This window comes from Snodgrassella alvi (genome assembly GCF_002777425.1).
Lineage (GTDB): Bacteria > Pseudomonadota > Gammaproteobacteria > Burkholderiales > Neisseriaceae > Snodgrassella > Snodgrassella alvi_B.
In genome coordinates this window covers 26,315-51,489 of sequence record NZ_MDVC01000055.1, presented here as the reverse complement: position 1 = coordinate 51,489, position 25,175 = coordinate 26,315, and the positions used below count along the sequence as shown (strand labels likewise).

26 protein-coding genes and 3 tRNA genes are annotated in these 25,175 nt (G+C 45.3%); 19 read left to right on the top strand and 10 right to left on the bottom strand.

Annotated features, from left to right (window positions below; translation table 11 throughout):
* Window positions 1–174 precede the first annotated feature (174 nt).
* Window positions 175–1,218: a type IV pilus twitching motility protein PilT gene (locus BGI33_RS04620; protein ID WP_100090157.1), complete on the bottom strand. Its 1,044-nt coding sequence runs from the start codon at window positions 1,216–1,218 to the stop codon at window positions 175–177.
* Window positions 1,219–1,380: 162 nt separating this feature from the next.
* On the opposite strand from BGI33_RS04620, the gene BGI33_RS04615 reads away from it, so the two are divergent.
* A complete protein-coding gene (locus tag BGI33_RS04615; protein WP_100090156.1) occupies window positions 1,381–2,097 on the top strand; it encodes a YggS family pyridoxal phosphate-dependent enzyme in 717 nt (238 codons plus the stop codon).
* A gap of 104 nt (window positions 2,098–2,201) precedes the next feature.
* Here the strand turns inward: BGI33_RS04615 and pdxY are convergent, their stop codons facing one another.
* The 4 genes from pdxY to BGI33_RS14135 form a co-directional block, all read right to left on the bottom strand.
* Complete coding sequence (gene pdxY, locus BGI33_RS04610; protein WP_100090155.1) at window positions 2,202–3,068, bottom strand: pyridoxal kinase PdxY; 867 nt, start codon at window positions 3,066–3,068, stop codon at window positions 2,202–2,204.
* Window positions 3,069–3,485: 417 nt separating this feature from the next.
* Window positions 3,486–3,698: a hypothetical protein gene (locus tag BGI33_RS04605; RefSeq protein WP_100090154.1), complete on the bottom strand. Its 213-nt coding sequence runs from the start codon at window positions 3,696–3,698 to the stop codon at window positions 3,486–3,488.
* Entirely contained in the window at window positions 3,695–4,090 is a 396-nt protein-coding gene (locus tag BGI33_RS04600; RefSeq protein WP_144235364.1) for an endonuclease/exonuclease/phosphatase family protein, read from the bottom strand. Before BGI33_RS04600 ends, BGI33_RS04605 begins: the two co-directional genes overlap by 4 nt.
* Before the next feature lie 549 nt (window positions 4,091–4,639).
* Window positions 4,640–4,930, bottom strand: coding sequence for a VWA domain-containing protein (locus BGI33_RS14135; protein WP_373885212.1), 291 nt, complete (start codon window positions 4,928–4,930; stop codon window positions 4,640–4,642).
* 530 nt (window positions 4,931–5,460) lie between these two features.
* Here BGI33_RS14135 and proC point away from each other — a divergent pair.
* The 3 genes from proC to dksA all read left to right on the top strand — a co-directional run bounded on the left by proC (window position 5,461) and on the right by dksA (window position 7,406).
* Window positions 5,461–6,255, top strand: coding sequence for a pyrroline-5-carboxylate reductase (gene proC / locus BGI33_RS04590; protein ID WP_100090151.1), 795 nt, complete (start codon window positions 5,461–5,463; stop codon window positions 6,253–6,255).
* 8 nt (window positions 6,256–6,263) lie between these two features.
* Window positions 6,264–6,827 (top strand): YggT family protein, encoded by a 564-nt coding sequence (locus BGI33_RS04585; RefSeq protein ID WP_100090150.1) that lies wholly within the window; start codon window positions 6,264–6,266, stop codon window positions 6,825–6,827.
* A gap of 162 nt (window positions 6,828–6,989) precedes the next feature.
* Window positions 6,990–7,406, top strand: a complete 417-nt coding sequence (dksA, locus tag BGI33_RS04580; RefSeq protein WP_037407116.1) for an RNA polymerase-binding protein DksA — start codon at window positions 6,990–6,992, stop codon at window positions 7,404–7,406.
* 194 nt (window positions 7,407–7,600) lie between these two features.
* On the opposite strand, the gene rnhB is transcribed toward dksA, so the two are convergent.
* The 5 genes from rnhB to BGI33_RS04555 all read right to left on the bottom strand — a co-directional run bounded on the left by rnhB (window position 7,601) and on the right by BGI33_RS04555 (window position 9,798).
* Complete coding sequence (rnhB, locus tag BGI33_RS04575) at window positions 7,601–8,206, bottom strand: ribonuclease HII (RefSeq protein ID WP_100090149.1); 606 nt, start codon at window positions 8,204–8,206, stop codon at window positions 7,601–7,603.
* Complete coding sequence (gene lpxB / locus BGI33_RS04570) at window positions 8,203–9,375, bottom strand: lipid-A-disaccharide synthase (protein ID WP_100090148.1); 1,173 nt, start codon at window positions 9,373–9,375, stop codon at window positions 8,203–8,205. The genes rnhB and lpxB overlap by 4 nt, the downstream gene beginning before the upstream one ends.
* Window positions 9,376–9,508: 133 nt before the next feature.
* Window positions 9,509–9,584 (bottom strand) — tRNA-His (locus tag BGI33_RS04565).
* 21 nt (window positions 9,585–9,605) lie between these two features.
* Window positions 9,606–9,682: transfer RNA gene (locus BGI33_RS04560), tRNA-Arg, on the bottom strand.
* A gap of 38 nt (window positions 9,683–9,720) precedes the next feature.
* Window positions 9,721–9,798 (bottom strand) — tRNA-Pro (locus BGI33_RS04555).
* Between the two features lie 217 nt (window positions 9,799–10,015).
* Between BGI33_RS04555 and folD the strand changes: the two genes are divergently transcribed.
* The 15 genes from folD to BGI33_RS04480 all read left to right on the top strand — a co-directional run bounded on the left by folD (window position 10,016) and on the right by BGI33_RS04480 (window position 25,169).
* The gene (gene folD / locus BGI33_RS04550) at window positions 10,016–10,879 is read left to right on the top strand and encodes a bifunctional methylenetetrahydrofolate dehydrogenase/methenyltetrahydrofolate cyclohydrolase FolD (protein ID WP_100090147.1); all 864 of its coding nucleotides are present in this window, start codon (window positions 10,016–10,018) and stop codon (window positions 10,877–10,879) included.
* Between the two features lie 253 nt (window positions 10,880–11,132).
* Window positions 11,133–11,711 carry a hypothetical protein gene (locus tag BGI33_RS04545; protein ID WP_100090146.1) on the top strand — a complete coding sequence of 193 codons (579 nt, stop codon included), beginning with the start codon at window positions 11,133–11,135 and terminating at the stop codon, window positions 11,709–11,711.
* Window positions 11,712–11,837: 126 nt separating this feature from the next.
* Window positions 11,838–12,866, top strand: a complete 1,029-nt coding sequence (gene gap / locus BGI33_RS04540) for a type I glyceraldehyde-3-phosphate dehydrogenase (RefSeq protein WP_100090145.1) — start codon at window positions 11,838–11,840, stop codon at window positions 12,864–12,866.
* A 205-nt stretch (window positions 12,867–13,071) separates the two neighbouring features.
* The gene (locus tag BGI33_RS04535) at window positions 13,072–14,838 is read left to right on the top strand and encodes a M61 family metallopeptidase (protein ID WP_100090144.1); all 1,767 of its coding nucleotides are present in this window, start codon (window positions 13,072–13,074) and stop codon (window positions 14,836–14,838) included.
* Between the two features lie 56 nt (window positions 14,839–14,894).
* A complete protein-coding gene (locus BGI33_RS04530; RefSeq protein WP_100090143.1) occupies window positions 14,895–15,863 on the top strand; it encodes a hypothetical protein in 969 nt (322 codons plus the stop codon).
* Window positions 15,860–17,557 carry a single-stranded-DNA-specific exonuclease RecJ gene (gene recJ, locus BGI33_RS04525; RefSeq protein WP_100090142.1) on the top strand — a complete coding sequence of 566 codons (1,698 nt, stop codon included), beginning with the start codon at window positions 15,860–15,862 and terminating at the stop codon, window positions 17,555–17,557. The genes BGI33_RS04530 and recJ overlap by 4 nt, the downstream gene beginning before the upstream one ends.
* A gap of 200 nt (window positions 17,558–17,757) precedes the next feature.
* Window positions 17,758–19,437: a type IV-A pilus assembly ATPase PilB gene (pilB, locus tag BGI33_RS04520; RefSeq protein ID WP_100090141.1), complete on the top strand. Its 1,680-nt coding sequence runs from the start codon at window positions 17,758–17,760 to the stop codon at window positions 19,435–19,437.
* 48 nt (window positions 19,438–19,485) lie between these two features.
* On the top strand, window positions 19,486–20,718 hold the full coding sequence (locus tag BGI33_RS04515) for a type II secretion system F family protein (RefSeq protein WP_100090140.1): 1,233 nt from the start codon (window positions 19,486–19,488) through the stop codon (window positions 20,716–20,718).
* Window positions 20,719–20,724: 6 nt separating this feature from the next.
* Window positions 20,725–21,576 carry a prepilin peptidase gene (locus BGI33_RS04510; RefSeq protein WP_100090139.1) on the top strand — a complete coding sequence of 284 codons (852 nt, stop codon included), beginning with the start codon at window positions 20,725–20,727 and terminating at the stop codon, window positions 21,574–21,576.
* Entirely contained in the window at window positions 21,573–22,187 is a 615-nt protein-coding gene (gene coaE, locus BGI33_RS04505; RefSeq protein WP_100090138.1) for a dephospho-CoA kinase, read from the top strand. Before BGI33_RS04510 ends, coaE begins: the two co-directional genes overlap by 4 nt.
* Window positions 22,184–22,945 carry a cell division protein ZapD gene (zapD, locus tag BGI33_RS04500; protein ID WP_100090137.1) on the top strand — a complete coding sequence of 254 codons (762 nt, stop codon included), beginning with the start codon at window positions 22,184–22,186 and terminating at the stop codon, window positions 22,943–22,945. The genes coaE and zapD overlap by 4 nt, the downstream gene beginning before the upstream one ends.
* A complete protein-coding gene (gene yacG / locus BGI33_RS04495; protein WP_100090136.1) occupies window positions 22,945–23,142 on the top strand; it encodes a DNA gyrase inhibitor YacG in 198 nt (65 codons plus the stop codon). Before zapD ends, yacG begins: the two co-directional genes overlap by 1 nt.
* A 48-nt stretch (window positions 23,143–23,190) precedes the next feature.
* Entirely contained in the window at window positions 23,191–24,108 is a 918-nt protein-coding gene (locus BGI33_RS04490) for an ABC transporter ATP-binding protein (protein WP_100090135.1), read from the top strand.
* Complete coding sequence (locus BGI33_RS04485) at window positions 24,105–24,866, top strand: ABC transporter permease (RefSeq protein WP_100090134.1); 762 nt, start codon at window positions 24,105–24,107, stop codon at window positions 24,864–24,866. The genes BGI33_RS04490 and BGI33_RS04485 overlap by 4 nt, the downstream gene beginning before the upstream one ends.
* A 54-nt stretch (window positions 24,867–24,920) precedes the next feature.
* Window positions 24,921–25,169, top strand: a complete 249-nt coding sequence (locus tag BGI33_RS04480) for a BolA family protein (RefSeq protein WP_100090133.1) — start codon at window positions 24,921–24,923, stop codon at window positions 25,167–25,169.
* The last annotated feature ends 6 nt before the right edge of the window (window positions 25,170–25,175 follow it).

The window sequence follows — 25,175 nt, the reverse complement described above, 5'->3', positions numbered from 1 at the left end:
GAACAACCGGCGTAACTACTGCGCTGGAAGTTGGGGAAGCCGTCGCTGTGGTAGCGGCGGGATGTTGATAATGGTTAACCATATCTGCGAGTAAATCAGATAAACCTGACTCTTTGGCGGAGTCTTTCTGCACACCCATGGCAACATGCTTTCCTGAATAAAAACGAAAGAGAATTATCCTACCAACTGGTCTGGATTCGCCGCTTTGGAACGGGCAATCTCCAGATTGATGCGACCTTCGCGCAACAGTTGCTGTAAACACTGATCCAGTGTCTGCATCCCGAATTTCTGTCCGGTCTGCAAAGTAGAATTAATCTGGGCAATTTTATTTTCACGAATCAGATTACGTACTGCTGGTGTACTGATCATGATTTCATGAGCAGCCACACGACCATTGCCATCCTTGGTTTTCAGCAGAGTTTGGGAAATCACTGCCTGCAAGCTTTCTGACAGCATGGAACGAACCATTTCTTTTTCACCTGCGGGGAATACGTCCACAATACGGTCAATTGTTTTGGCTGCACCTGTAGTATGCAAAGTACCAAACACAAGGTGGCCGGTTTCAGCAGCAGTTAAAGCCAAACCAATGGTTTCTGGGTCACGCATTTCCCCCACCAGAATCACATCCGGGTCTTCACGCAGAGCTGAACGCAGAGCATTAGCGAAACTATGTGTATGCTGATGCAATTCACGCTGGTTTACCAACGACTTTTTACTCTGGTGCACAAACTCAATCGGATCTTCAATTGTTAGAATATGGCCAGCATCATTATTGTTGATGTAATCAATCATTGCGGCCAGCGTGGTTGATTTACCGGAACCAGTAGGGCCTGTTACCAGCACCAATCCACGCGGCTTCTCTGCGATTTTCTGAAAAATTGCTGGTGCCCTAAGTTCCTCCAGTGTGAGAACTTTACTGGGAATGGTACGCATAACGGCAGCGGGGCCACGCTCGGTGTTAAAAGCATTGACACGAAACCGCGATACATTGGGCAATTCGAATGAAAAGTCAGTTTCCAGATTTTGCTGATAATCTTTGCGCTGATAATCGTTCATGATAGAAGCAATCATTTTGCCTACTTCTTCTGCACTCTGTTCAGGCAGATTGATACGGCGAATATCACCATTAACACGTATCATAGGAGGCAGACCAGCACTCAGATGCAAGTCGGAAGCTTTATTTTTAACGCCGAAGGCCAATAAATCGGTTAGCTGCATATTTACTCCGTTATGCTTGCCTACGTCATGCAGGCATAAAATATTATTCTTATTCTAATCAAGTTATCGTTTCTTTAAAATGAAAATATTTGTCACCCCGATAAAATTTTTACAAAGACAGCCTGATTGAATCAAAAAAACTGAAAAAATATCACTTAACTTATGAACAATGTAGACCTTTTAATCAAACACTGGCAGCAGGTACTGGCTAACATTACCAGCATGCGCCAGCAAACCGCAGCACCTCAACCTGTACAGCTAATCGCAGTCAGTAAAACATTTCCGGCCAATGATATCGCCACTCTTTATCATGCCGGTCAGCGTGATTTTGGCGAAAACTACATACAGGAATTCAGTGAAAAGACCAACCTGCTGGCCGACTTGGATATTGTCTGGCACATGATTGGCCATATTCAGTCGAATAAAAGCCGCATTGTGGCAGAACGGGCACAATGGGTACACACCATTGACCGTGAAAAAATTGCCCGGCGGCTGCACGAACAACGTCCGGAACATTTACCACCGTTGAATGTTTGTATCGAAGTCAATATTGCGGCCGAAGCCAATAAACATGGTATTAGCACTGATAGTGCCGAATTACTGGCACTGGCTACAACCATCAGCACCCTGCCACGTCTGAAACTGCGCGGTTTGATGTGCGTGGCTAAAGCCAACAGCACAGAAATTGAACTAAGGCAGCAGTTTAACCAGATGCAAATCTTATTGCAACAGCTTTGTGAAGCCGGCTTTGCAGTTGATGTGTTGTCTATGGGAATGAGTGCAGACTTGAATATCGCCATTGCCTGCGGTGCTACCCATGTACGGGTAGGTAGTGCCATTTTTGGCCAGCGCAGTTATGCACGCACAGAAAATAATTAATTAAAAACTACAGAATCAGATACCATTATACCGTATACCGGTAAAATTTTTTTTACCGGCAGTGAAACTGCTTTAACCAATACCGGTTAAAGCACACAGGCGGATCAGGCTATTTTTTCGGCTTTAAACTGGTGTGTTGGCTGAGCAATTTCATCCTGTGCGGCTACCACCTGCAACTCATACTGCTGACGTTTTAAAGTTTCCAGCATCACACCATATACAGCTGCGGTAGTATGCTCAAACGATTCAAGCAATGATTTACCAGACAAGTAATCTGCCAGAAAAATTCCGCTCGTCATATCACCCACACCCACAGGCTGGCGTTCACCGAAATCGACCAGCGGCCGGTGAATATGCCAGACTGCTTCATGAGTTACCAGCAACATTTCAAAACGGTCGGTTTGATAACCAGCACGGCTCAAATGTTTCACCAGCACTGCTTTCGGCCCTTTATTACATAAAGCACGACAGGCAGCAACAGCTTCTTCAACATTATGAATGCGTTGTCTGTTGTTTAATTCTTCCAGTTCAAAAAGGTTTGGAGCAATCATATCGCTCAGTGGCAATGCTATATCACACAAAAATTCAGCCACACCACCGGCCACAATACAACCTTTGTCTGGATGGCCCATAACCGGATCACAGAAATAAATAGCTTGCGGATTAGCCTGCTTCACTTTTCTGACGATATCAATAATGGCATTGCCCTGCTCGGCTGAACCCATATAGCCACTTAGTACTGCATCACAATTTTTCAGTTCATCTATTGCGGTAATGCCATCGACAATATCCAGCAAATGCGCAGCCGGCATTACCGTACCTTTCCATTGCCGGTATTGGGTATGATTGGAGAACTGTACTGTATTTAATGGCCAGACATTCACTCCTAAACGGCGGATAGGAAACACTGTAGCACTGTTGCCGGCATGGCCAAAAACCACATGAGACTGAATTGAAAGTATATTTTTCATAATAATGCCATTTTATAACCCAGTAAATCAGGGTGCCTGATTTGAAAATAATTGGCTAACTAGCCATACGTGCTAAACGAAGCTGATTATACTAGTCGAGATAAATCATTACCTATAACAACAACTCAAACCGAAATTTTGGTTTTCACACCAATGGCGACATATATTTGTCCATACCCTATTTTATGCACCATACAAGCGATACTGTATAGGTTATTTATATAAAGTGCATACGAGCAACCCGGTCCCGACGAACCATATGTTTATAGCGGCTGTTAAATCTGAATAATGCTTAATGACACAATTCATGAAATCATTTTCAAGTTGGACAATTCCTGTTCAGTATTCGAAGACAGAGGTTATAGTACTATGTACCAATTCTGAGATAGGTGTTTATCTTTTCCTATTTGTAAAATGTTATGGCACATAACTAATCCATATCGCTTTATGGTCGGAGCCATGCCAACTATAGCTTCCTGTCGCCACTACTTTATCTGATTGCCGTACCAATGCATGGTCAATCGACAGCAAAGCAGGTAGCCAAGTCGGCCGCGCTCGTGGGCTGGTCAAATGCACATCAACTGCCTGAATAAAATCACGAAAAACCGGTGAAAAAGCACTGATATTCATATCACCCAGCACGATAACATTATTTTTTCCTGCTTAATCATAGTAGCCAGAGCCTGCAACTGATTATTGCGCTCCTCTACCAGAGTTGCGGTAATCGGCGGGGGCGGATGAATACCATATACCACCAGACCATTTTGCAGTTGGGCGCGGATATAGGGATAAATATCATTATCTGTGGTATAGCGTACTTCACAGCTTTTTAAAGGCAGATGTGAATACAGAGCCATACCAAAGGGAGAATCATTATACTCAGCACAATGCTGGGTAGTTTCTGCCAAAGGCTGAAGTGCACTGCCCCAGGCCAGAGAAGTTTCCGTCAGAAAAATAACATCACTATTATTTCTCAACAGCCACTTGCTTTCAGTATCAATATGCGCATTGATATTCAACACGTTATAGCTTAAGAAACGTACAGGTTTTGCTTGCGTAGTATCGGCTGAATGAGTAATGAACCACGGGGTTAAACACCAATAACAGCCAGCAATAGCTACAATAGCAAACACTAAACGCTGTTTTCTACTTGGACAACAAAAATATACTAGAAAAAACAACAGCACATAAAACGGGGGTGAAGTGCGAAAACAGCTCAAATATCCAATATACAGAGCCCAATTGGCCAATAAATAGAGCAATTAAGGCTAACCAGGCCAAAATGTGTATGCGTTTCTTCAAACCGCCCATCAATTTAGAAATAGGTAAATGCATTGAATTACATTCAGTTATATTGAAATAATTATTCTTGTTGCGGAAAGTTAGTATATTACACTCGGACTTTATGTTAATGATGCTAACACTTCATTATCCATATTGAAAAGACAAAAATTATTTTAAAGAAATTCAATTTGTCCGAACCATATATCGAACCGGATGTATCTATCAGAAACACCACATTTCATGTTGGTAATTGATTAAATTGATATTTCTTACTTTAATATTTACCCTTAATAGAACTTTATCTGCATTCTATGGACTGGGCTCGATTCATAAATTGCAGCAAACGGGGAACCAGATAGTGGGATTAATTTTTCATTCGAAACATCTGGAAAATAATTAATAAATTCTTCTACCCGCACTGCATCCGCATGCGGCATTTTTCCCGCAGATATAACCCGTCTGTTATTTGCATAGCTGGCAGTATCCTTATCCAGACTGAAAGGACTAACTGGTTTAGCAACCACCTGTTTTATCGGCTTATCTGAATAACTTTTATATTGTGCAGTATTTGAGTGTATTCTAGTATTTCTTAAAATTCTTCAGAACGAGTGCCCATCAAACCTATAAAAGAACTACGATCCATTGTCTCATCAGCGACTAAAACTGAAGCAAGAGCGCCCTTCACTACTATTTTTTGTGATTCACTCTCTGAATGCAGTGTATTACAAGCACTCAATATGCTCTGTTATCAATATTATAAGGATACTTGGACTGGTCATGCGGACTGTTGCCTTTTTCGTTAATATAAATCTCCTGAATGGTTTTATCTTTATCAAAATATGGCATATTACTAATACATAATTTACATAAAATCCAGCAGATTTAGTTATTTACAGTAAGATTAAGGTGATTAATTCAGTAAATTTTAACTAAATCAATCTATCCCAGAAGCGGATATCGGCTTTATGCGTTTGCGGGACGATTTATATCGTATGTCTGTAATCAGCAAATAATAGTTATTGTAAAATTAATGTTGATTCAGTTGATTTGAGTGTTAGCGGTATTATTGATTGAGCTGTTCAATTTTTAATAAAAAAGAGGAAATTATATGAGTGTTTATTTTCTTGGCGGGGGCAATATGGCCTCTGCTATTGTCGCTGGCATGAGCAGGCAAGGTGGCTATGATATTACAGTCATTGACCGTAATCAGGAGAAGCGCGAGCATTTGAGCAGCTGTTATCGGATACACAGCAGTGACAAACTACCTGAGCTGACTGCTGCCGATGTCTTGGTGCTGGCGGTTAAACCACAGGATATACAGCAGGCTACCGCAGATATCAAAGTCAATGGTGCATTGGTACTCAGCATTGCCGCGGGATTAACCGTAGACATTCTGCGCCAGTTTCTGGGTAATCACCAGCGTATCATCCGGATTATGCCCAATACCCCGTGTCAAATTGGCCTGGGCATTTCCGGTTTATTCGCACCGGCAAATATAGATGCAGCAGACAGGGCTGTCGCTGAAAATATCATGCGTACCACTGGTGATGTGGTGTGGCTGGAAGAAGAAAGTGGCATTAACCGGATTGCTGGTATCAGCGGCAGTGGCCCAGCTTATGTGTTCTATTTTCTCAATGCCCTACAGCAGGCAGCAATACAACAGGGTTTCAGCGCAGAAGAAGCATACCTGTTAAGCCTGGGCACATTCAAAGGGGCGGTATCTCTGGCACAACAATCCGGTATTGAATTTGTACAGTTACAAAAAAATGTGACTTCTAAAGGTGGCACCACATTTGCGGCTACCTCAGTTTTTGAACAGCATCAACTAACACAGGTAGTGGTTGATGGGGTGGCCGCCAGTGTTGCGCGGGCAGAAGAAATGCAAAAACAGCTTGCTCCTTAAGGTATCGTGTGATTAGTAAAACATTATTTTTATTAGCCAGTGCTCTGTCCATCATATGCTGGGCACGGCTTTTGTTACAGTGGGGTAATTTACCTTTTCTACATCCGCTAGCCCAGTTTTGTGTGCACAGTACCAATTGGCTGATACGCCCTTTACGCAGAATCACGCCGCCACTGAGACATTGGGACGGTGCCTGTATTCTGGCTACCATCATCATTTATTATCTGGCTACAGCACTCAATCTGTTTATTGCCTTTACATGGATACAGCCGGATGCCCGTGTTATTACCGCCAGTTTGTTATTTTGTATTCTGTTTTCCCTGAAAGCGCTTTGCTATGCCCTGTTTATCGGACTGGTAATACGGATGTTTTTAAGTCTGAGCAAACCTTATTCTGTATTATTGCTTACCTTGCAGCGCATTTATATACCGCTAACCCGCCCGTTTGCCTTTCTGCGAATCGGCAAATATGATTTTTCTGCGACAGTTATTCTGCTGGTGTTATGGCTTTGTCTGGACTGGTGGTTACCACAGGCGGGCAGCAAAATTTCATACTGGCTGATTAGCGGATAATGTTGTCGAATGCAAAATTACGAATAGTATATAAAAACATGCTATCATGCCCGGACTTTTTTAACAGCATGACAGCCAGCATCTGTTGTGTTTACAAACAGATTAAGCTGTCAATTCCTGAGCTAATTGCTTAATCGAGCTACGCAAAAGAAAGACTGTACAATGGCTAAACTCACAGAACAAGATATCCAAGCCTGGAATGGCCCTGAAGAGGAGTACATGAATGAAGAACATCAAACTTTCTTCCGTGATTTGCTGTTGAAACTTCAGGATGAACTGATTCATAACGCCAACAACACCGCCGGCCACTTACAGGAACAGGCTACTACGCCTGACCCAGCAGACCGCGCTACGCTGGAAGAAGAATACGCACTGGAGCTACGTACCCGTGACCGCGAACGTAAGCTATTGAGCAAGATTCAGGCCTCCCTGCGCCAGCTGGATGAAGGTGATTATGGTTTTTGTCAGGATACAGGTGAACCAATCGGTCTGAAACGGCTGCTGGCTCGCCCTACTGCTACTCTGTCAGTTGAAGCACAAGAACGGCGTGAACGGATTAAAAAACAGTTTGTGGACTGATTGTAAATAGATAGCAGCTAAAACGCTTTCTACACGGAAAGCGTTTTTTATTTTATAGCACAAATGTATTACCAGCTTCACTTGCTTATCTACCGTACCAGTGAATCTCTAGAATAATCTGGCTATCAATTTATTAAACCATAAAATTCATAAAAATCTACAGATTGCTTGAAAAATGTTATCAAGCAATAATCTCAATCAAAGCATTTCCCCTGTGCAAGTAATGCTTTTACTGGCGCAAAATCCTGACGATGCTGTGGCAATACGCCAAATTGCTTTAGAGCAGCCAGATGTGCGGCTGTACCATAACCCTTATGTTTGGCAAAACCATACTGGGGATAGTGCTTATCCAGTGCGTACATTTCTGCATCCCGCGCTGTCTTAGCCAGAATCGAAGCAGCAGAAATAGCAGCTATTTTCAGATCACCTTTGACTACTGCTTCTGCTGGCAAAGACAAATCAGTGGGTATGCGGTTACCATCTATCCAGACTTTGGCTGGCTTGATATGCAAGCCAGCTACTGCCCGAGCCATGGCGCGCATGGTTGCAAACAGAATATTATATTGATGAATTTCGGCTACATCAGCTGCTGCCACTGACCAAGCAGTTGCCTGTTGCTTAATCCGCACCGCCAGCGCATCACGTTTCTTTTCAGATAATTTTTTTGAATCAGTAAGACCGGGTAAATCATAATCTGCCGGCAAGATAACTGCTGCTGCATATACACTGCCCACCAAAGGCCCGCGGCCGGCTTCGTCCACACCGGCATGGCTGGGTAATACGACTAAATCCATACTCATATCTGTCCCGTTGCATGCTGTAAGACTGCCTGTGCGGCCAGTTCATCCGTATTTAAACGTAATTGCTGATGCAATGTTGAAAAATCGGCCTGCAAGCTTTGTACTTCCTGCGGCGATTCATACCAGTGAATTACTGCTTGCGCCAGTTTTTGTGCTGTAGCGTTACTCTGTAGCAGTTCGGGCACCACACCTTTGCCTAACAAGATATTTGGCAAACCAACATACGGAACCTTAATTTTATATTTGACATAAGCATATGTTAAGGGTGAAATTTTATAACTGATGACCATCGGACACTGGCATAAAGCTACTTCCAGCGTAGCCGTGCCACTGGTAACCAGCGCCACATCTGCTGCCTGACAGGCCATTTCCGCATGGGCTGACATTAAACGCACAGGCAATTTTTGCCAGACTGGCTGAGCCAGTATTGCCTGCATTCGCTGCCGCGTTGCCGTCGTTGCCAGTGGCAATAAGAACTGCGCCTGTGGATAACGCTGATGAATAATTTCTGCTGCCTGTAAAAACAGTGGCGCCATAAAATCGATTTCACTGACCCGGCTGCCTGGCATTAAAACAAATACTGGTGCCTGTTCAGGCAATTTCAGTTGCTGCCGTTTTGCCATTCGGTCAACACTCTGTGGCAAAGTCTGGGCAAGGGGATGGCCAACGAAGCGGGCACGACCACCAGCCTGCTGGTATAGCTCTGGTTCCATCGGAAACAGACACAATACCTCATCTACTTGCTTAACAATTTTTTTTACCCGCTTACGCCGCCATGCCCATACAGATGGGCTGACATAATGTACGGTGGCAATACCGGCACGCTTTAAGCTTTCTGCGACACCCAGATTAAAATCCGGTGCATCAATGCCTACAAATACCTGCGGGCGGTTTTTTTTCAGTGCCTGAATCAAACCGCGACGAATAGCCAGAATTTCCGGTAATTTTTTTACTACCTCAACAAAACCGCGTACCGCCAGTTTTTCCTGATCATACAGGCTCTGTATCCCCGCAGCCAACATCCGCGGCCCGCCGATACCAACAAAACGTACATGAGGATAACGTGCACGAATGGCATTCATCAGATGAGCACCCAGTAAATCACCAGATGCTTCTCCGGCACACAAGGCTATAGTTAGCATCGGCAGTTCAGTTGCAGTTTTATTCATAGCGGAATAGCAGTTTTATAAGCAACTATTATGATAAGGTGTAATAGATAGCAAGTTTAGCAGGCGATACCGGATTATAAAAGGCTGGCGTATAAAAGTTAAAAGCCCAAGCAGAGGGCTTGGGCTTTTATAGTGGGGTGGCTGATGGGGCTCGAACCCACGACAACTGGAATCACAATCCAGGGCTCTACCAACTGAGCTACAGCCACCATAAAAACTTTTTCAAACTTTGGTGCGCCCGACAGGAATCGAACCTGTAACCCCCGGCTTAGAAGGCCGGTGCTCTATCCGGTTGAGCTACGGGCGCGTGCTCTCAAATCTATCCGGATAAGGATTCAGTCGATATGGTCGGGGTGGTGGGATTCGAACTCACGACCCTCTGCTCCCAAAGCAGATGCGCTAACCAGGCTGCGCTACACCCCGACGAGAGAGGCGAACTATACAGCTCTAAAAAACTATCGTCAAGAGGTAAAGCAAATTTTTTTGCCATATTTTTGAATTATTGCCGATTTATGTTGGTGGCAGTAGATAAAAGCAGATGAAACCACCGAAAAAAAATGCGACAATACTATTTTTCTGAATATTGGCTGCTGACTGCTGGCCAGCAGCATAATCTTTCCTTTCTGTCTGGAATATTCTGATGACCGCACAACTCATTGATGGTAAAAAAATTTCCCAACAAATTCTACAAAACTTGGCTGCGCGCGTACAACAGCGGCTGGACAACCGGCTACATCGTCCCTGTCTGGCTGTGGTGCTGGTAGGCGAAGATCCGGCCAGTGCAGTATATGTACGCAATAAAAAACGTGCCTGTGAAACCATCGGATTTGAATCACGCAGCTACGAGTTGCCAGCACAGACCAGTGAAGTTGAATTACTGGCACTGATCGACGAGATGAATGCTGACAACGGTGTTGACGGTATTCTGGTGCAATTACCTCTGCCTGCGCACATTGACGGTCAGAAGATACTGGAACGAATTGTGCCACACAAAGATGTAGATGGTTTCCATCCGTATAATGTAGGCCGTTTGGCAGTGAAAATGCCGTTAATGCGCCCATGTACACCTAAAGGAGTGATGACATTACTCGATGCTTATCAGGTTGAAATAACCGGTAAAAAAGCCGTCGTGATTGGTGCTTCGAATATTGTCGGCCGACCGCAAGCATTAGAATTGCTACTGGCACGTGCAACTGTAACAGTTTGTCACAGTGCTACTCAGAATCTGGCGCAGGAAGTTGCTGCCGCCGATATTGTGGTAGCGGGTGTCGGCATTCCAGAGTTTGTCAAAGGTGAATGGATTAAACCGGGTGCAGTGGTTATAGATGTGGGGATTAACCGACTGGAAAACGGGCAGTTATGCGGTGATGTAGAGTTTGAGACTGCCAAAGAACGTGCTGCAATGATTACGCCGGTACCGGGTGGAGTTGGCCCCATGACTATCGCGACCTTAATGGAAAATACACTGCAAGCGGCGGAAATTCACGATACACAGCGACTGTGACATCACGCAACATAATTAAGAGGCGACGCTGCTCTGTATTGCAATGCATGACATAGAAAGCATGTATCGGCTTTTTAACCGGTGTATTGTTATGATGCAGTAGAATAAAGCAGCTATACTGAATCAAAGATTATTCTATAAACACTGGCAAAAATCCCGGACCACTGTATCAACCAGCGGCACACGACAAGCTGGCAGCGTTTCTGAAGCAGTTGTCTTGGTTTATTTAACAAACTATTGTGGTATTAATGTAATGTATCAATTTTTTCTGGACGCATGGGCTGCCCTGCGTCTGCGCTTTTATCCTAAAACGCATTATCGTTACTCTCCGTTAATTATAGTGCCGGTTTTGCTGGCACTTGGCTTGATCAATATGGCCAATATGTCGCAGATTTTGGGACATCAGGCTGGTATAACTGCTTTCATTCTGGCATTAACAGTGTTGCGCTGGGGTATTCTGGGTATGACAATGCAGACTATTTTAGGCTACTACAGCAAGCAGCCGGGGCAATGGTATGGTTATGTACTGGTTACTGAGGCACTGATACTACCAATGATAGCGATGCTGTACTGGCCACAGGCATTAGCCACCCCGGGATCTTTCTGGCTGATATGGACAATGGTGGTGCAGGTGTCTGGTTTTGTACGCATCAGCCAGCAAAATGTTTTCAAAGTAGGCTTGGCTTATATTATCTATTTTTTAATCACTAGTCTGGCAGGGGGTATGCTGCTGCTCGTATTCAGTACCATGGGCTGGCTGGATATAAACAGCATGGCGCAGGCTTTCCAGCAAATGCTAACGACAATACCCGCTGAAACAGGAATACGCTGATGCTGATGTAGAATCAGGCTGGTTCCGCTATAATAATACATGGTGTTTTTTGTGCGATTTAAACTATTTAGCACTCTTTACCCCAAATTCACCTGACCGTTTTTGTTGATTTGAAAAGGAATAAGCATGACATTAAAAGTTGCCATTAATGGTTATGGCCGTATCGGCCGCCAGGTATTGCGTGCAATTTATGACTATAACCTGCGCAACCAGTTTGAAATTGTCGCGGTAAATGCCAGTGGTTCACTGGAAACCAGTGCCCATCTGACAAAGTTTGATACGGTTCATGGCCGTTTTGCCGCAGATGTTTCATGTGATGATGATGCTTTAATCATTAACGGCGATCGTATCCGCTTTTTCGCTACCCGCAATCCGGCAGAACTGCCTTGGGGTGAATTAGGTGTTGATCTGGTACTGGAATGTACCGGTGCATTTACCAGCAAGGAAAAAGCCAGTGTTCATTTACACAGTGGTGCGAAAAAGGTTCTGATTTCTGCACCTGGCGGCGCCGATGTGGATGCTACTGTGGTATATGGTGTGAACCATCAGGTACTGACACCGGAAATGACGGTGATATCCAACGGTTCCTGCACAACCAACTGTCTGGCACCGGTGGCCAAAGCCATTAATGACGAGCTGGGCATGGTGAAAGGTTTGATGACTACCATTCATGCGTTCACCAATGATCAGGTTCTGACAGATGTTCGGCATAAAGATTTGCGCCGTGCCCGCAGTGCGGTGGAAAACCTGATTCCAACCAAAACTGGTGCGGCCAAGGCTGTGGGACTGGTACTACCTGAATTACAGGGTAAATTTGACGGTTTTTCGGTACGCGTACCCACAATCAATGTTTCACTGGTTGATTTAACCTTTGAAGCGGCACGCGATACCAGTGTAGAAGAAGTGAATGCCATCGTTAAAGCCGCCAGTGAAGGCAGTATGCAGCACATCCTAGGCTACAACACTTTGCCACTGGTTTCCACCGATTTTAATCATATGCCTCAGGCATCGATTTTTGACAGTACTTTAACTAAAGTAACCAATGGCAATATGGTAAAAGTACTGGCATGGTACGATAATGAATGGGGCTTTAGCTGCCAGATGCTGAACACCGCCCGCGCCATGTTTGGCATGGAAGTTACACCGTTCGCCTAAGCTGTTGTCAGCATGTACAGGCTGTCTGAACCCGCCGGGCTATTCAGGCAGCCTGAACACATTCCGGCTAACCGAAACCAATAAATCTCAGCCAAACAAACAATAATCGTCGCCAATTGAGCTGATCAAGCCAATAGCCAATAATTTTAATTTCCTAACAGACAAAACGCTGGTACTCCTTTCCCGTTTCATTGAGGCACAGATTATGCTTAAATATCACTTGCAACCCCACTCTCTGACCCAGCATTTGTGGCAAGTACGTCTCAGTTTTACACAGCTGGATAATCAGGATTTCAGTCTGAGTCTGCCCAACTGGCTACCCGGCAGTTATATGATTCGTGATTTTGCCCGCCACATTGTCACATTATCGGCCAGTTGCAACCGTACACCAGCATCAGCAGAACAAATAAATAAAAATACCTGGGTTTGCAGCGGGCAGGCTGGTAATTGGGAAATCAGCTATCTGGTTTACGCCTTTGATACTTCGGTGCGTGGCGCATTTTTAAATACCGAACGGGGCTTTTTTGATGGTGCCTGCCTGTTTTTACGTCATAACCAGCGTCAGCAGGAAACCTGTCAGTTAGGTATTACCGGTTTGCCGGAAAACTGGGACATCGCCACCACCATGCCGCAAACATCACAGGCACAGGTTTATCAGGCCAGCAATTACCGTGCCTTGATTGATTATCCGGTGGAAATGGGCCATCTGCTGCGTCTGCCATTTACAGCAGGTGGCATCGACCACGAAATTATCATCAGCGGACACTTCTCGCCGTTTGACCAGCAGCGGCTGGTAGATGATGTCGCCAAAATATGTGCCAGCGAAATAGCCATGTTTGCCGCACCGGCACCATTTGAGCGCTACAGCTTTCTATTGTTTGTTGGAAATGGCATTTATGGTGGACTGGAACACAGATCATCTTCGGCACTCATGGCAGACCGGCATGACCTGCCACAAACCGATGGCAAAAATAGCGATGCCTATATCACCTTACTGGGATTATTCAGCCATGAATATTTTCACGCATGGAATGTTAAATCTATTATTCCATCCGTGTTTGCCAACGATGATCTGAATACAGAAGCCTATACCCGTTTGTTATGGGCATTTGAAGGCATCACCTCTTATTATGATGATTGGTTCCTGGTACGCAGTGGTGTGATTACCCCGGCTCAATATCTGCAACTACTGGCCAAAACCATTACTCGGGTACAGCAGGGTGCCGGCCGGCTGAAGCAAAGTTTGGCCGATTCCAGCTTCACTTCGTGGACAAAATACTATAAACAGAATGAAAACAGTGCCAATGCTATTGTCAGCTATTACCAGAAAGGTGCACTGGCAGCCATGTGTCTGGATCACTATATACGCCAGCAAACCGGACAACAGAAAAATCTGGACGACATTATGCGTGCTCTGTATCACGACTGGCGTGAGCGAGGCATGGGTCTGGCTGAAAATGAATGGCTAGAAATCGCTCAACAGGCCACTGGTATAGATTTAACCGAGGTTTATCAGCAATATATTATGACTACCGCTGATTTACCTCTGGCTGAACAGTTGCAACAAGCTGGGGTGCAGTTACACTGGGCGGCCTTGCCACGCCAGCATGGTGGTGCTTATATTGAACATATCCCCCCTAACGAACAGGCTTGCGCAGACTTGGGTGCCCGTTTTCAATCAGCAGCATTTGGCATCAGCCTACAGCAGATATTTAATCAGGGCAGTGCCGAGAATGCAGGCATGTGTGCTGGTGATCAGCTTATTGCCCTTAATGATGAAATCATTACTGATTTTGATAAACAGTGGGCACGTATTGATGTGGGCGAAACGGTTCGGCTGCATTTTATCCGCGACGGTCTGCTGCGACAGACTACCTTACTGGCACAGGCAGCGACAACTGATACTGCGCTGTTAAGCATTGATAATGCATTGCTATTACAGCAGTGGTTGCAGCCGCAGTCACAGATTTAACCAGATATTATTACCATTACTTTCCTAATTTTCCTATTTACAAATGTTGTGTATTCATGCCTGCTGATTTACATCTGACTCTTGTCCTGCCGGGCTTATTGTGGCCACATCAGGAAGCTATGGTGCCAAAATTACAGTTACCGGCACTGAATACCCTGCGGCTGTGGAGCAAATATTTCCCACAAACTATTAGCAGAAGCCTGCTTTACCGGCAATATCTGTGGCAAGGTTCATGGTTACAACAGGCAAGCCAGCAAATAAATTCTAACTCAAATGATTATGGCTTTATTGCTACTCCCATCAGCCAGACAGCCGGCATGCATCAGCTTCAGTATCTGGATGGAAAAGCACTTGGCCTGACTACAAAAGAAGCGCAGGCTTTCTGTGACGTGTTAAACGCATGGTTACAGGCAGACGGCTGGCAATTTTGGCCAGTAAAACCGGATTTATGGCTAGTTACCACCCCACAGAGCATTGAATTTACCCTGCCATCCTTACTGGATTTGTCTGGCAGCATTGATGGTACAGCCAAACCGGTTGGAGCTGACGCAACCCAGATTCTGCAACAGCAAACCGAACTGCAAATGTTACTGTATCAGCACCCATTGAACCTGCAACGTAATGCACGTGGTCTGCCCGCAATCAATGGTTTCTGGTTTGAACAAGACAGCACAGGCACAGCTAACAATGAAACGCTACTTTATACCAATAGCTCATGGGCATTTCACGCACACAACCTGCCAGAAAATTACGCCAGATTATCTGATTCCCTGTCCAGCCAGCAGGAAGTTGTACTGTTTAACGAGGAATTGTGCTTACCGGTTAATCAGGGCGATGTTTATACCTATACGCAGATACTGCAACAATGGGAGCAGCACTGGTGGCAACCGCTACTGACAGCACTGCAAAACAGACAAATTCATCGTCTGGATATCCGGTGCGAAGCGGGTCTGCTTAAAATTCGCAAACCTTGGCTTCCTCCTTTCTGGCGCAAAACGAAACCTTTTAGCGGATTAAGTTTATGAAACCGGCTCGCATTCTTGCCCGCCCGATTGATACTGTTGCTCAGCAAACTTTACTTGCACAAGGCGTTGATCCTTTATTGGCCAAACTGTATGCAGCCCGAGCCATTAAAAGCAAAAGCGAAACTGAATACAGTCTGTCTGCCCTGCTGCCGTTTCAGAGTCTGAAAAATATTCAGGCTGCCAGTGAACGCTTAGCACGAGCAATCGAGCAGCAGGAAAAAATCCTGATTGTGGCTGATTATGATGCAGATGGTGCCACGGCCTGCGCACTGGGTATGCGTGGTTTACAGGCAATGGGCGCCAAAACCGATTTTCTCGTACCTAACCGTTTTGACCATGGCTATGGTCTGACACCGCAAATTGCTGAACTGGCTGCTCAGGCCGGTACCGATTTACTGCTTACCGTAGACAATGGTATCGCCAGCGTGGCAGGGGTACAGCGGGCTCAACAGCTGGGCATGGATGTTTTGATTACTGACCATCATTTACCCGGCGAACAACTGCCTGAATGCATTATTGTTAACCCCAACCAGCCCGGAGATCATTTTCCAAGCAAGGCTCTGGCGGGCGTAGGGGTTATGTTTTACGTACTGATGGCCTTACGCCACCATCTGCGCCAGCATAACTGGTTTAGCCAACGTCCTGAACCGAATCTGGCTCAATGGCTAGATCTGGTGGCATTAGGCACCATCGCCGATGTCGTCCCCCTTGATCAGAATAACCGTATTCTGGTAACGCAGGGACTCAGACGGATACGCGCAGATAAAATGCAGGCCGGCATACGCGCCCTGTTTCATGTCGCAAAACGCAAAGCACAGCAGGCACAGGCATTTGATCTTGGTTTTGCCATTGGTCCCCGTCTGAATGCCGCAGGCCGGCTAGATGACATGAGTCTGGGTATCGCCTGTTTGCTGAGCGACGATATGGAAAGCGCTACAGATTTAGCTCTACAGCTGGATGATTTAAATCGTGAACGTCGTCAGATTCAGCGCAGTATGCAGGATGAGGCTAATCTGCAACTGGCCACCATTGATACAGAAAACAGCTACAGCATTGTTGCCTATCATGATAGCTGGCATCAGGGCGTAACCGGTATTGTTGCTGGCCGCTTACGCGAAACTTTCCATCGCCCCAGTATTGTTTTTGCTCAGGCAGAAGATGGAACGTTACGCGGTTCGGGTCGCTCCATCACAGGTTTACATCTGCGTGATGCACTGGATCTGATTAGCAAGCGTCGGCCAGAAATCATTCAGAAATTCGGTGGCCATGCCATGGCAGCTGGGTTGAGTATAGCCAGCATACATCTGCCAGCTTTCCAGCGTGAATTTGAGGCAGTCTGCCAGCGACTTATCCAGCCGGCCGACCTCAATCATACTTACCAAACCGATGGTTCATTAGACGATGGGCACCTGAATTTAGACACTGCACAACAACTGGCCGCATTGGTGTGGGGACAAAACTTTCCCGAACCATGTTTTTGCGACGAATTCAGGGTAATCCGGCAACAAAGCGTTGGCACTGGCCATATCAAAGCAGTGTTGCGCAAGAGCAATTGTGAATGTGAAGCCATGTTTTTCCGCTGTGGCACTCCCCTACCAGAACACATACGCGTGGTTTACCGGCTGGTAGCCAACGAATGGCGCCAACAAATGGAACTACAGTTGTATGCAGATTACTGGGAAATTTGTGCCTAAACAGATATACAAGCTGTTTAAATACACAAATTCACTTATAATTAGCACAATTAAACATTAACATGGATTTACTAAAGGCATATTCTGTACCGGTCACAAAACAGCATACTGGACACACCAGACTGTAAAACGAAGCCAGGACAGGTGTAATAGCCAGCAAGTGTAAACTCTAAAAGTTATTAAGACGGGATTTAGTTTGTATGAGTGTAGGATTGATTCGGGTTTTGTATAAACACCAGATTATTGACGCAGAAAAAGCAGAAAAACTGCGTCAGGAGCTGGAACAGAAACGTCCGGTTATACCGGCACTGTTGCAGTCTGGTGCCATTAATGCCGATAAGCTGGCCAGCTTTTTGTCCAGTGTATTCAGTATTCCTTACCTGAATCTGGAACGGTATAACCAAAATCTGGTACCGTCAAATTTAATCAATCTGAAAGTCATGCAGCAATACATGTGTGTACCGATATTCAAGCGCGGTAACCGCCTGTTTCTCGCTGTATCAGACCCTACATCGATACAGCATTACCAGAAAATTGCTACTGATGCAGGCTGCGTACTGAACTTGGTTATTGTTCGTGATAACCAGTTACGCCAGTTACTGGAAAATCTTGATCAGGAATCCACCAGTCTGCTGGAGGGCATGGATTCAGTCGGTGATGAAGAAGCAAGTGGCAGCAATGCCATGTCCGCAGATGAGGAAGATGGCGAAAATGGCCCTGTTGCCAAATTTGTCTTCAAAATACTGGGGGATGCTCTGGCCGGCGGTGCATCAGATATCCATTTCGAATTTTATGAAGAAATCGCACGGGTACGTTTCCGTGTTGATGGACAATTACGTGAAGTAGTACGTATGCCACTGAATATTCGCAGCCAGATCTCCTCACGTATCAAAGTTATGTCCAAAATGGATATTTCAGAAAAGCGTGTTCCTCAGGATGGCCGCATTCAGATTCAGTTCCGCAAAGGTGCCAAGCCAATTGATTTTCGTGTCAGCACCCTGCCTACCCTGTTTGGTGAAAAAATTGTAATGCGTATCCTGAATTCGGATGCCGCTACCTTGAATATCGAACAGCTCGGTTTTGAACCATTTCAGAAAGAATTACTGCTAGAAGCTATTCATCGCCCCTATGGCATGGTGCTGGTTACCGGTCCAACCGGTTCGGGTAAAACCGTATCACTGTATACCTGTCTGAACATACTTAATACCGACAGCGTTAATATTTCCACTGCAGAAGACCCAGCGGAAATTAACCTGCCCGGTATCAATCAGGTCAACGTTAATGATAAACAGGGGCTGACATTCGCAGCAGCACTAAAATCTTTCCTGCGTCAGGATCCGGACATTATCATGGTGGGGGAAATTCGAGATCTGGAAACAGCAGATATCGCCATCAAGGCTGCGCAAACTGGCCATATGGTTTTCTCCACCCTGCATACCAATAACGCTCCGGCCACATTGTCACGTATGCTGAATATGGGCGTTGCTCCGTTCAACATCGCCAGTTCAGTTAATCTGATTATGGCCCAACGTTTGGTACGGCGTTTATGTACCTGCAAGGCACCAGCAGAACGTCCACCTGAAGATGCTCTGAAAAAAGCCGGCTTTTCGGATGAAGATCTGGCCAAAGACTGGACATTTTACCGGCCGGTGGGCTGTGAACGCTGCAAAAGCAAAGGCTACAAGGGACGTGCCGGTGTTTATGAAGTCATGCCTGTCAGTGAAGAAATGCAACGTATCATTATGAACAACGGTAATGAAGTTGATATCAGTACTCAGGCACTCAAGGAAGGACTGGTTGATTTACGTCATGCCGGTTTGCTTAAAGTTATGGAAGGTATCACGTCTCTGGACGAAATTCTGGCAACCACCAATGATTAAAGCTGATTGCCGATTTATCAAATTAAATCCATACTGTGGGAAAAAACTATGAATAAACCAGTAGCAGTGTCCAAAGCCAAACCCGCCGGTACCACTTTCAGTTTTGAAGGTAAAAACATCAAAACCGAACAGATTGTGCGCGGAGAGGTAGTTGCAAAAAATGAAGCAGAAGCTCGTGCCAAGCTGAACCGGCGTCAGATTCGTGTTATTCAGATTACCAAGGTCAAGAAACAGCGTCAGAAGAAAATCAGTCAGGCGGATATCACTGTCTTTACGCGACAGTTATCCACCATGATGAAGTCCGGCTTACCGTTAATGCAGGCGTTTGATATTGCTGCCAAAGGCCATTCCAATCCAGGTATAACTCAGTTACTGACAGAAATTCGTGCAGATGTTGAGCAGGGTACATCTCTGGCTGATTCTTTTTCCAAGCACCCAAAATACTTTGATAAATTTTACTGTAATCTGGTGCGTGCCGGTGAAACTGGTGGTGTACTGGAAGGGCTATTAGACAAGCTGGCGGTATATAAAGAAAAAACGCAAGGTATCAAGAAAAAAGTTAAAAGTGCCTTAACTTATCCGGTCGTTGTAGTCATTGTTGCCATAGCACTGGTTTTTGTCATGATGATGTTTGTACTGCCCTCTTTTGCCAAGGTATATGAAGGAATGGGTGTTCCATTGCCCGGCTTAACTCAGGTTATGATGAATATATCTGACTTTTTCGTTCATTATGGCATTTTTATTCTAATAACATTAATTATTGCGGGAATTGGCTTCTATAAATGGTTTCAAAACTCAGCAGACCTGCGAAAACGCTTTGATCATATGTTGTTAAAATTGCCTATCTTTGGGCAAATTGTGCGTAAAGCAACTATTGCTCGCTGGTCTCGTACTATGGCCACTCTGTTCGCTGCTGGGGTACCTCTGGTAGAAGTACTGGATTCTGTAGCCGGAGCATCAGGTAATATCCAGTATGAGGAAGCGACTCAGGAAATCCGTACCAAAGTAAATCAGGGTATTTCACTTACTTCCGCCATGAGGGCAACAGAGTTATTTCCCAATATGGTAATACAAATGGCCTCTATCGGGGAAGAATCTGGTTCACTTGATTCCATGCTGAATAAGGCCGCTGAATTTTATGAAGACGATGTAGATATCGCTGTTTCACAATTATCTTCACTAATGGAACCAATCATTATGGTGGTATTAGGTCTAATTATTGGTGTCATTCTGGTAGCGATGTATTTACCAATGTTCAATATGGGCAACGCTATAGGTTAATGACAGATGTTAACTGATACCCTGTTTTTTGGCATAGCCGCACTAATATTGGGTTTTACTGTTGGCAGTTTTCTGAATGTAGTCATCTATCGCTTACCCATCATGATGGAAAGAAGCTGGCAGGCTGAAGCACGGATAGCACTACAACTGCCAGCAGAAAATTCTGCCCACTTTAATTTGTGTGTCCCACCTTCAGCCTGTCCGCACTGTCAGTGCAAAATCCGCTGGTGGCAGAATGTACCGCTGTTAAGCTATCTGTTACTACGTGGTCGCTGTGCCGCATGTGCTGCACCAATCAGTCCCCGCTACTTTTGTGTAGAGTTATTAACAGGTCTGGCCTTTGCAGCAGTAGTCTGGCATTATGATGTTACACCTGTCGCAGCAGGTGGTCTGGTACTGACTGCTGCGCTGATTGCACTGACTTTCATTGATGCTGATACCCAGCTCTTGCCTGATCAGATTACTTTGCCACTACTGTGGTTCGGTTTACTGTTTAATTGGTACTGTGAGTTTGTTCCCTTATCTGCTGCTGTCTGGGGTGCTGCACTGGGCTATCTGAGCTTGTGGTCACTATTCTGGCTATTCAAGTTGCTAACCGGCAAAGATGGCATGGGCTATGGTGATTTCAAATTACTGGCTGCTCTTGGTGCCTGGATGGGAGTCGCAGCATTGCCATTAATTGTATTCATGGCCGCAATTGTCGGCATTATTGTCTCACTTATTCTCAAAGTTGCCCGCAGTCAGCCAATGGCTTTTGGTCCGGCACTGGCTATTGCTGGCTGGATTGTGTGGATGGCAAACAGTCAGATTAACCAGCTGATTCACTGGTGGTTGCGTCTTTCCGGATTCGGTATATGACATTCTGGGTAGGTTTATCCGGCGGGATAGGCAGTGGTAAATCTACAGCAGCAAGCTGTTTTGCTGCTTTGGGTGTACCTGTATTGAATGCAGATGATATTTCCCGCCAGCTTACTGCCCCGCAAGGACTGGCTTTACCTGCAATCCAGAAACAGTGTGGGAAAGACCTGTTTCTGGCTGATGGTAGTCTAAACCGCCAACAACTACGTAACTGGGTATTTTCCGATCCCCACAATCGCATATTGCTGGAAAATATTCTTCATCCTCTAATCTGGCAAAATTTGCAACAAGCCAAACAGCAAACTGGATCCAATCAACATTATGGGATTATAGAAATTCCTTTACTGGTAGAAAAACCGGAATTTCAACAACTGGTACAGCGCATACTCATTATCGAAACACCGCTTGATGTATGTATTCAAAGAGTTCAGCAACGTAGTGGTCTGGACGAAACGACAATCCGTGCTATCATGGCACAACAAACTGACAGTAATAGCAGAAAAGCCATTGCCGATGATATTATTATCAACGATGGCAGCTGGCAGGAACTTAACCGGAAAGTCATTCAGCAGCATCACTACTATCAAGCTCTAACACCAGCCAAGTTATGACCGATCTCATCCATTTCGAACATCCTTTGTCCGAGCGCGTCCGCAATTTCTTACGTATTGCACACCTGTTCAAGCACTTCCATGAAGTATTAATACGTAGTGAAATCTGGGCACATCATTGTGCACTGTTTTCACTGTTTGAAATCATGGAAGCAGCCGCACGCGCCGAGCTGAAACTGGATATTCTGCAGGAGCTGGAGCGCCAAAAAGGTCTGGCACGGCAACGTGGTGAAGAAGGTGGTGCTGCGCTGGAAACTATCCAGACCGCAATTTCAAATCTGCAAAGTGTCCAACAGAAATTCGGACAGCACTTGCGTGAGAATGAATGGCTGATGGCAATCAAACAACGTATGTTTGTTCCCGGTGGTACTAGCCCGTATGATTTGCCTTCATATTATTACTGGCAGCAGAAAAATCCTGAAGAACGTGAAAATCAGTTACGCCAGTGGATCCAAAGCCTATTACCCACTTATGAAGCCATCAATCTGCTACTGGAAATCCTGCGCCACAATAGTTTGTCAGTAGAATGTTTGGCAACAGCTGGCAGTTACCAGCATAATAGTTTGGGGCAGAATATCCATTTGCTCGGCATCAATGTCGCCCAGAACGCTGCAGCATTACCAGAAGTATCTGCCAATAAATATTTTACCCATATTCGTTTTTTACAAGCATCACAACAACAAGCACGCGGACCAGTTTTAACGACAGACATCCCGTTTACTCTGGTTATGTGCAGCTTCGATCCGGTAATCAAATAATGACAGAAAAAATCACGACTGTTATTTGCCCCACCTGTGGACAAAATGTTATATGGACTCCAGCCAACCGTTTCCGGCCATTTTGCTCAGAACGCTGCAAAATGATTGATCTTGGCAGCTGGGCCAGCGAAAACTATAACCTGCCAGCAGATGAAGATCAGCCCCTGAGTGAAGAAATAAAACCATCAGAGCCTTAATCATCAGCAAAACACTATCACCAACCATTGCAGATATCCATTTAACCTATGACTTCTCCTGCTCTTTGCATCAAACAAGCTGTTAAAACCTATGCCAATGGTTTTATGGCTTTAAAAGGCGTCAGCTTCAGCGTTCAGCCAGGTGAATTTTTTGGCCTGCTCGGCCCCAACGGCGCTGGCAAAACCACACTTATTTCAGCAATGGCTGGCCTGAGCCGTCTAACCTCCGGCCAAATCAGCATTTGCGGCCATGATGTGCAACATGAAGCAAATATCACCCGCAAACTTTTAGGAGTCGTACCACAGGAACTGGTTTTCGACCCTTTTTTCAGCGTACGCGAGGCACTGCGATTTCAGTCCGGTTATTTTGGTTTGCGCAAAAACGACGAATGGATAGATGAAATTATTGTCAGTCTCGGCTTAGCAGATAAAGCCAATACCAATACCCGCAACCTCTCCGGTGGCATGAAGCGTCGTGTCATGGTAGCGCTGGCACTGGTACACCGGCCACCAGTCATCGTACTGGACGAACCGACTGCCGGCGTAGATGTCGAATTAAGACAAAACCTGTGGCAATTCATTACCAAATTGAACACAGCCGGTCATACCATCATTCTGACAACCCATTATCTGGAGGAGGCACAGTCGTTATGTGACCGTATTGCCATGCTTAAACACGGCGAAATTGTGGCACTGGACAGTACTCAAAACCTACTGGATAGCGAAACAGATTTACAGCTGACATTAACTTTAGATCAACCATTGCCAGATAACCTGCATCAGCATCTCATACAGGCAGATGGTAACAATTATCTACTGAAACTTGCTGACTACGGCCAGCTGACCACTCTGTTACAAAATCTGCAAACCCAGAATATCAACGTCAGAAACCTACACATAATGGAAAACGATCTGGAAAACGTGTTTCTGCGCCTGACCAGCGATCATGTGAAAGGTGATAAATGAATACCATTGGTTGCTATACCCTGTTTAAAAAAGAAGTACTGCGTTTCTGGAAAGTAGGCTTTCAAACCCTATCTGCGCCTATTCTGACTGCCTTGCTGTACCAGCTAATTTTTGCTCATATCATGCAAGGACGTGCTGATATCCTACCTGGTGTCAGTTACAATGCATTTCTGATTCCGGGGCTGGCCATGATGTCCATGCTGCAAAATGCCTTTGCCAATTCATCCTCAAGCCTGATTCAGTCACGTATAACCGGTAATCTGATATTTATCCTGTTGCCGCCATTAGGTACAGCTGCTTTCTTCTGCGCCTATGTGGGTGCTTCTATCCTGCGTGGATTAATGGTGGGGCTTGGTGTAATAGCAGTAACGGCTTTTTTTGGCCTACCTCTACCTTATCAGATCGGCTGGATAATCACATTTGCTCTGCTGGGATGTGCAATCATGGGTATGTTTGGCCTCTTGGCAGGCATTGTTGCAGAAAAATTCGACCAGCTAGCTGCATTCCAGAATTTTCTCATCATGCCCCTGACTTTCCTGTCTGGCGTATTCTATTCTATTAACAGCCTGTCAGCATTCTGGCGCTCCCTCAGTCATTTCAATCCAGTTTTTTACATCATTGATGGCTTTCGTTTTGGCTTTTTTGGCCAGAGTGATTCCTCCCCTTGGCTGGCATTAAGCGTAGTCGGCAGCTTTGCTGTTGGCTTATGTATTCTTGTCTGCGCCATACTGAAATCTGGCTGGAAATTACGCAATTAGACAAACTAAAACGCTATAATAGCCGCCATTTCAATAGCTATCCTGGAGCCCATCATGTTAACACCCGAAGAGGTTAAAGCCATGATTGCCAACCTTCTGCCCTGCGAATATCTCGAGGTTGAAGGCGACGGTCATCATTTCTTTGCCCGGATTGTATCCAGTGCTTTTACCGGAAAAAGCCGTCTGGCTCGCCATCGCATGATTAAAGATGGCCTGGCACAACAGATTGCCAGCAATGAATTACATGCACTATCCATTACTACCGCAGCCACACCTGCTGAATGGGCAGCAAAACAGCATTAATCGGCA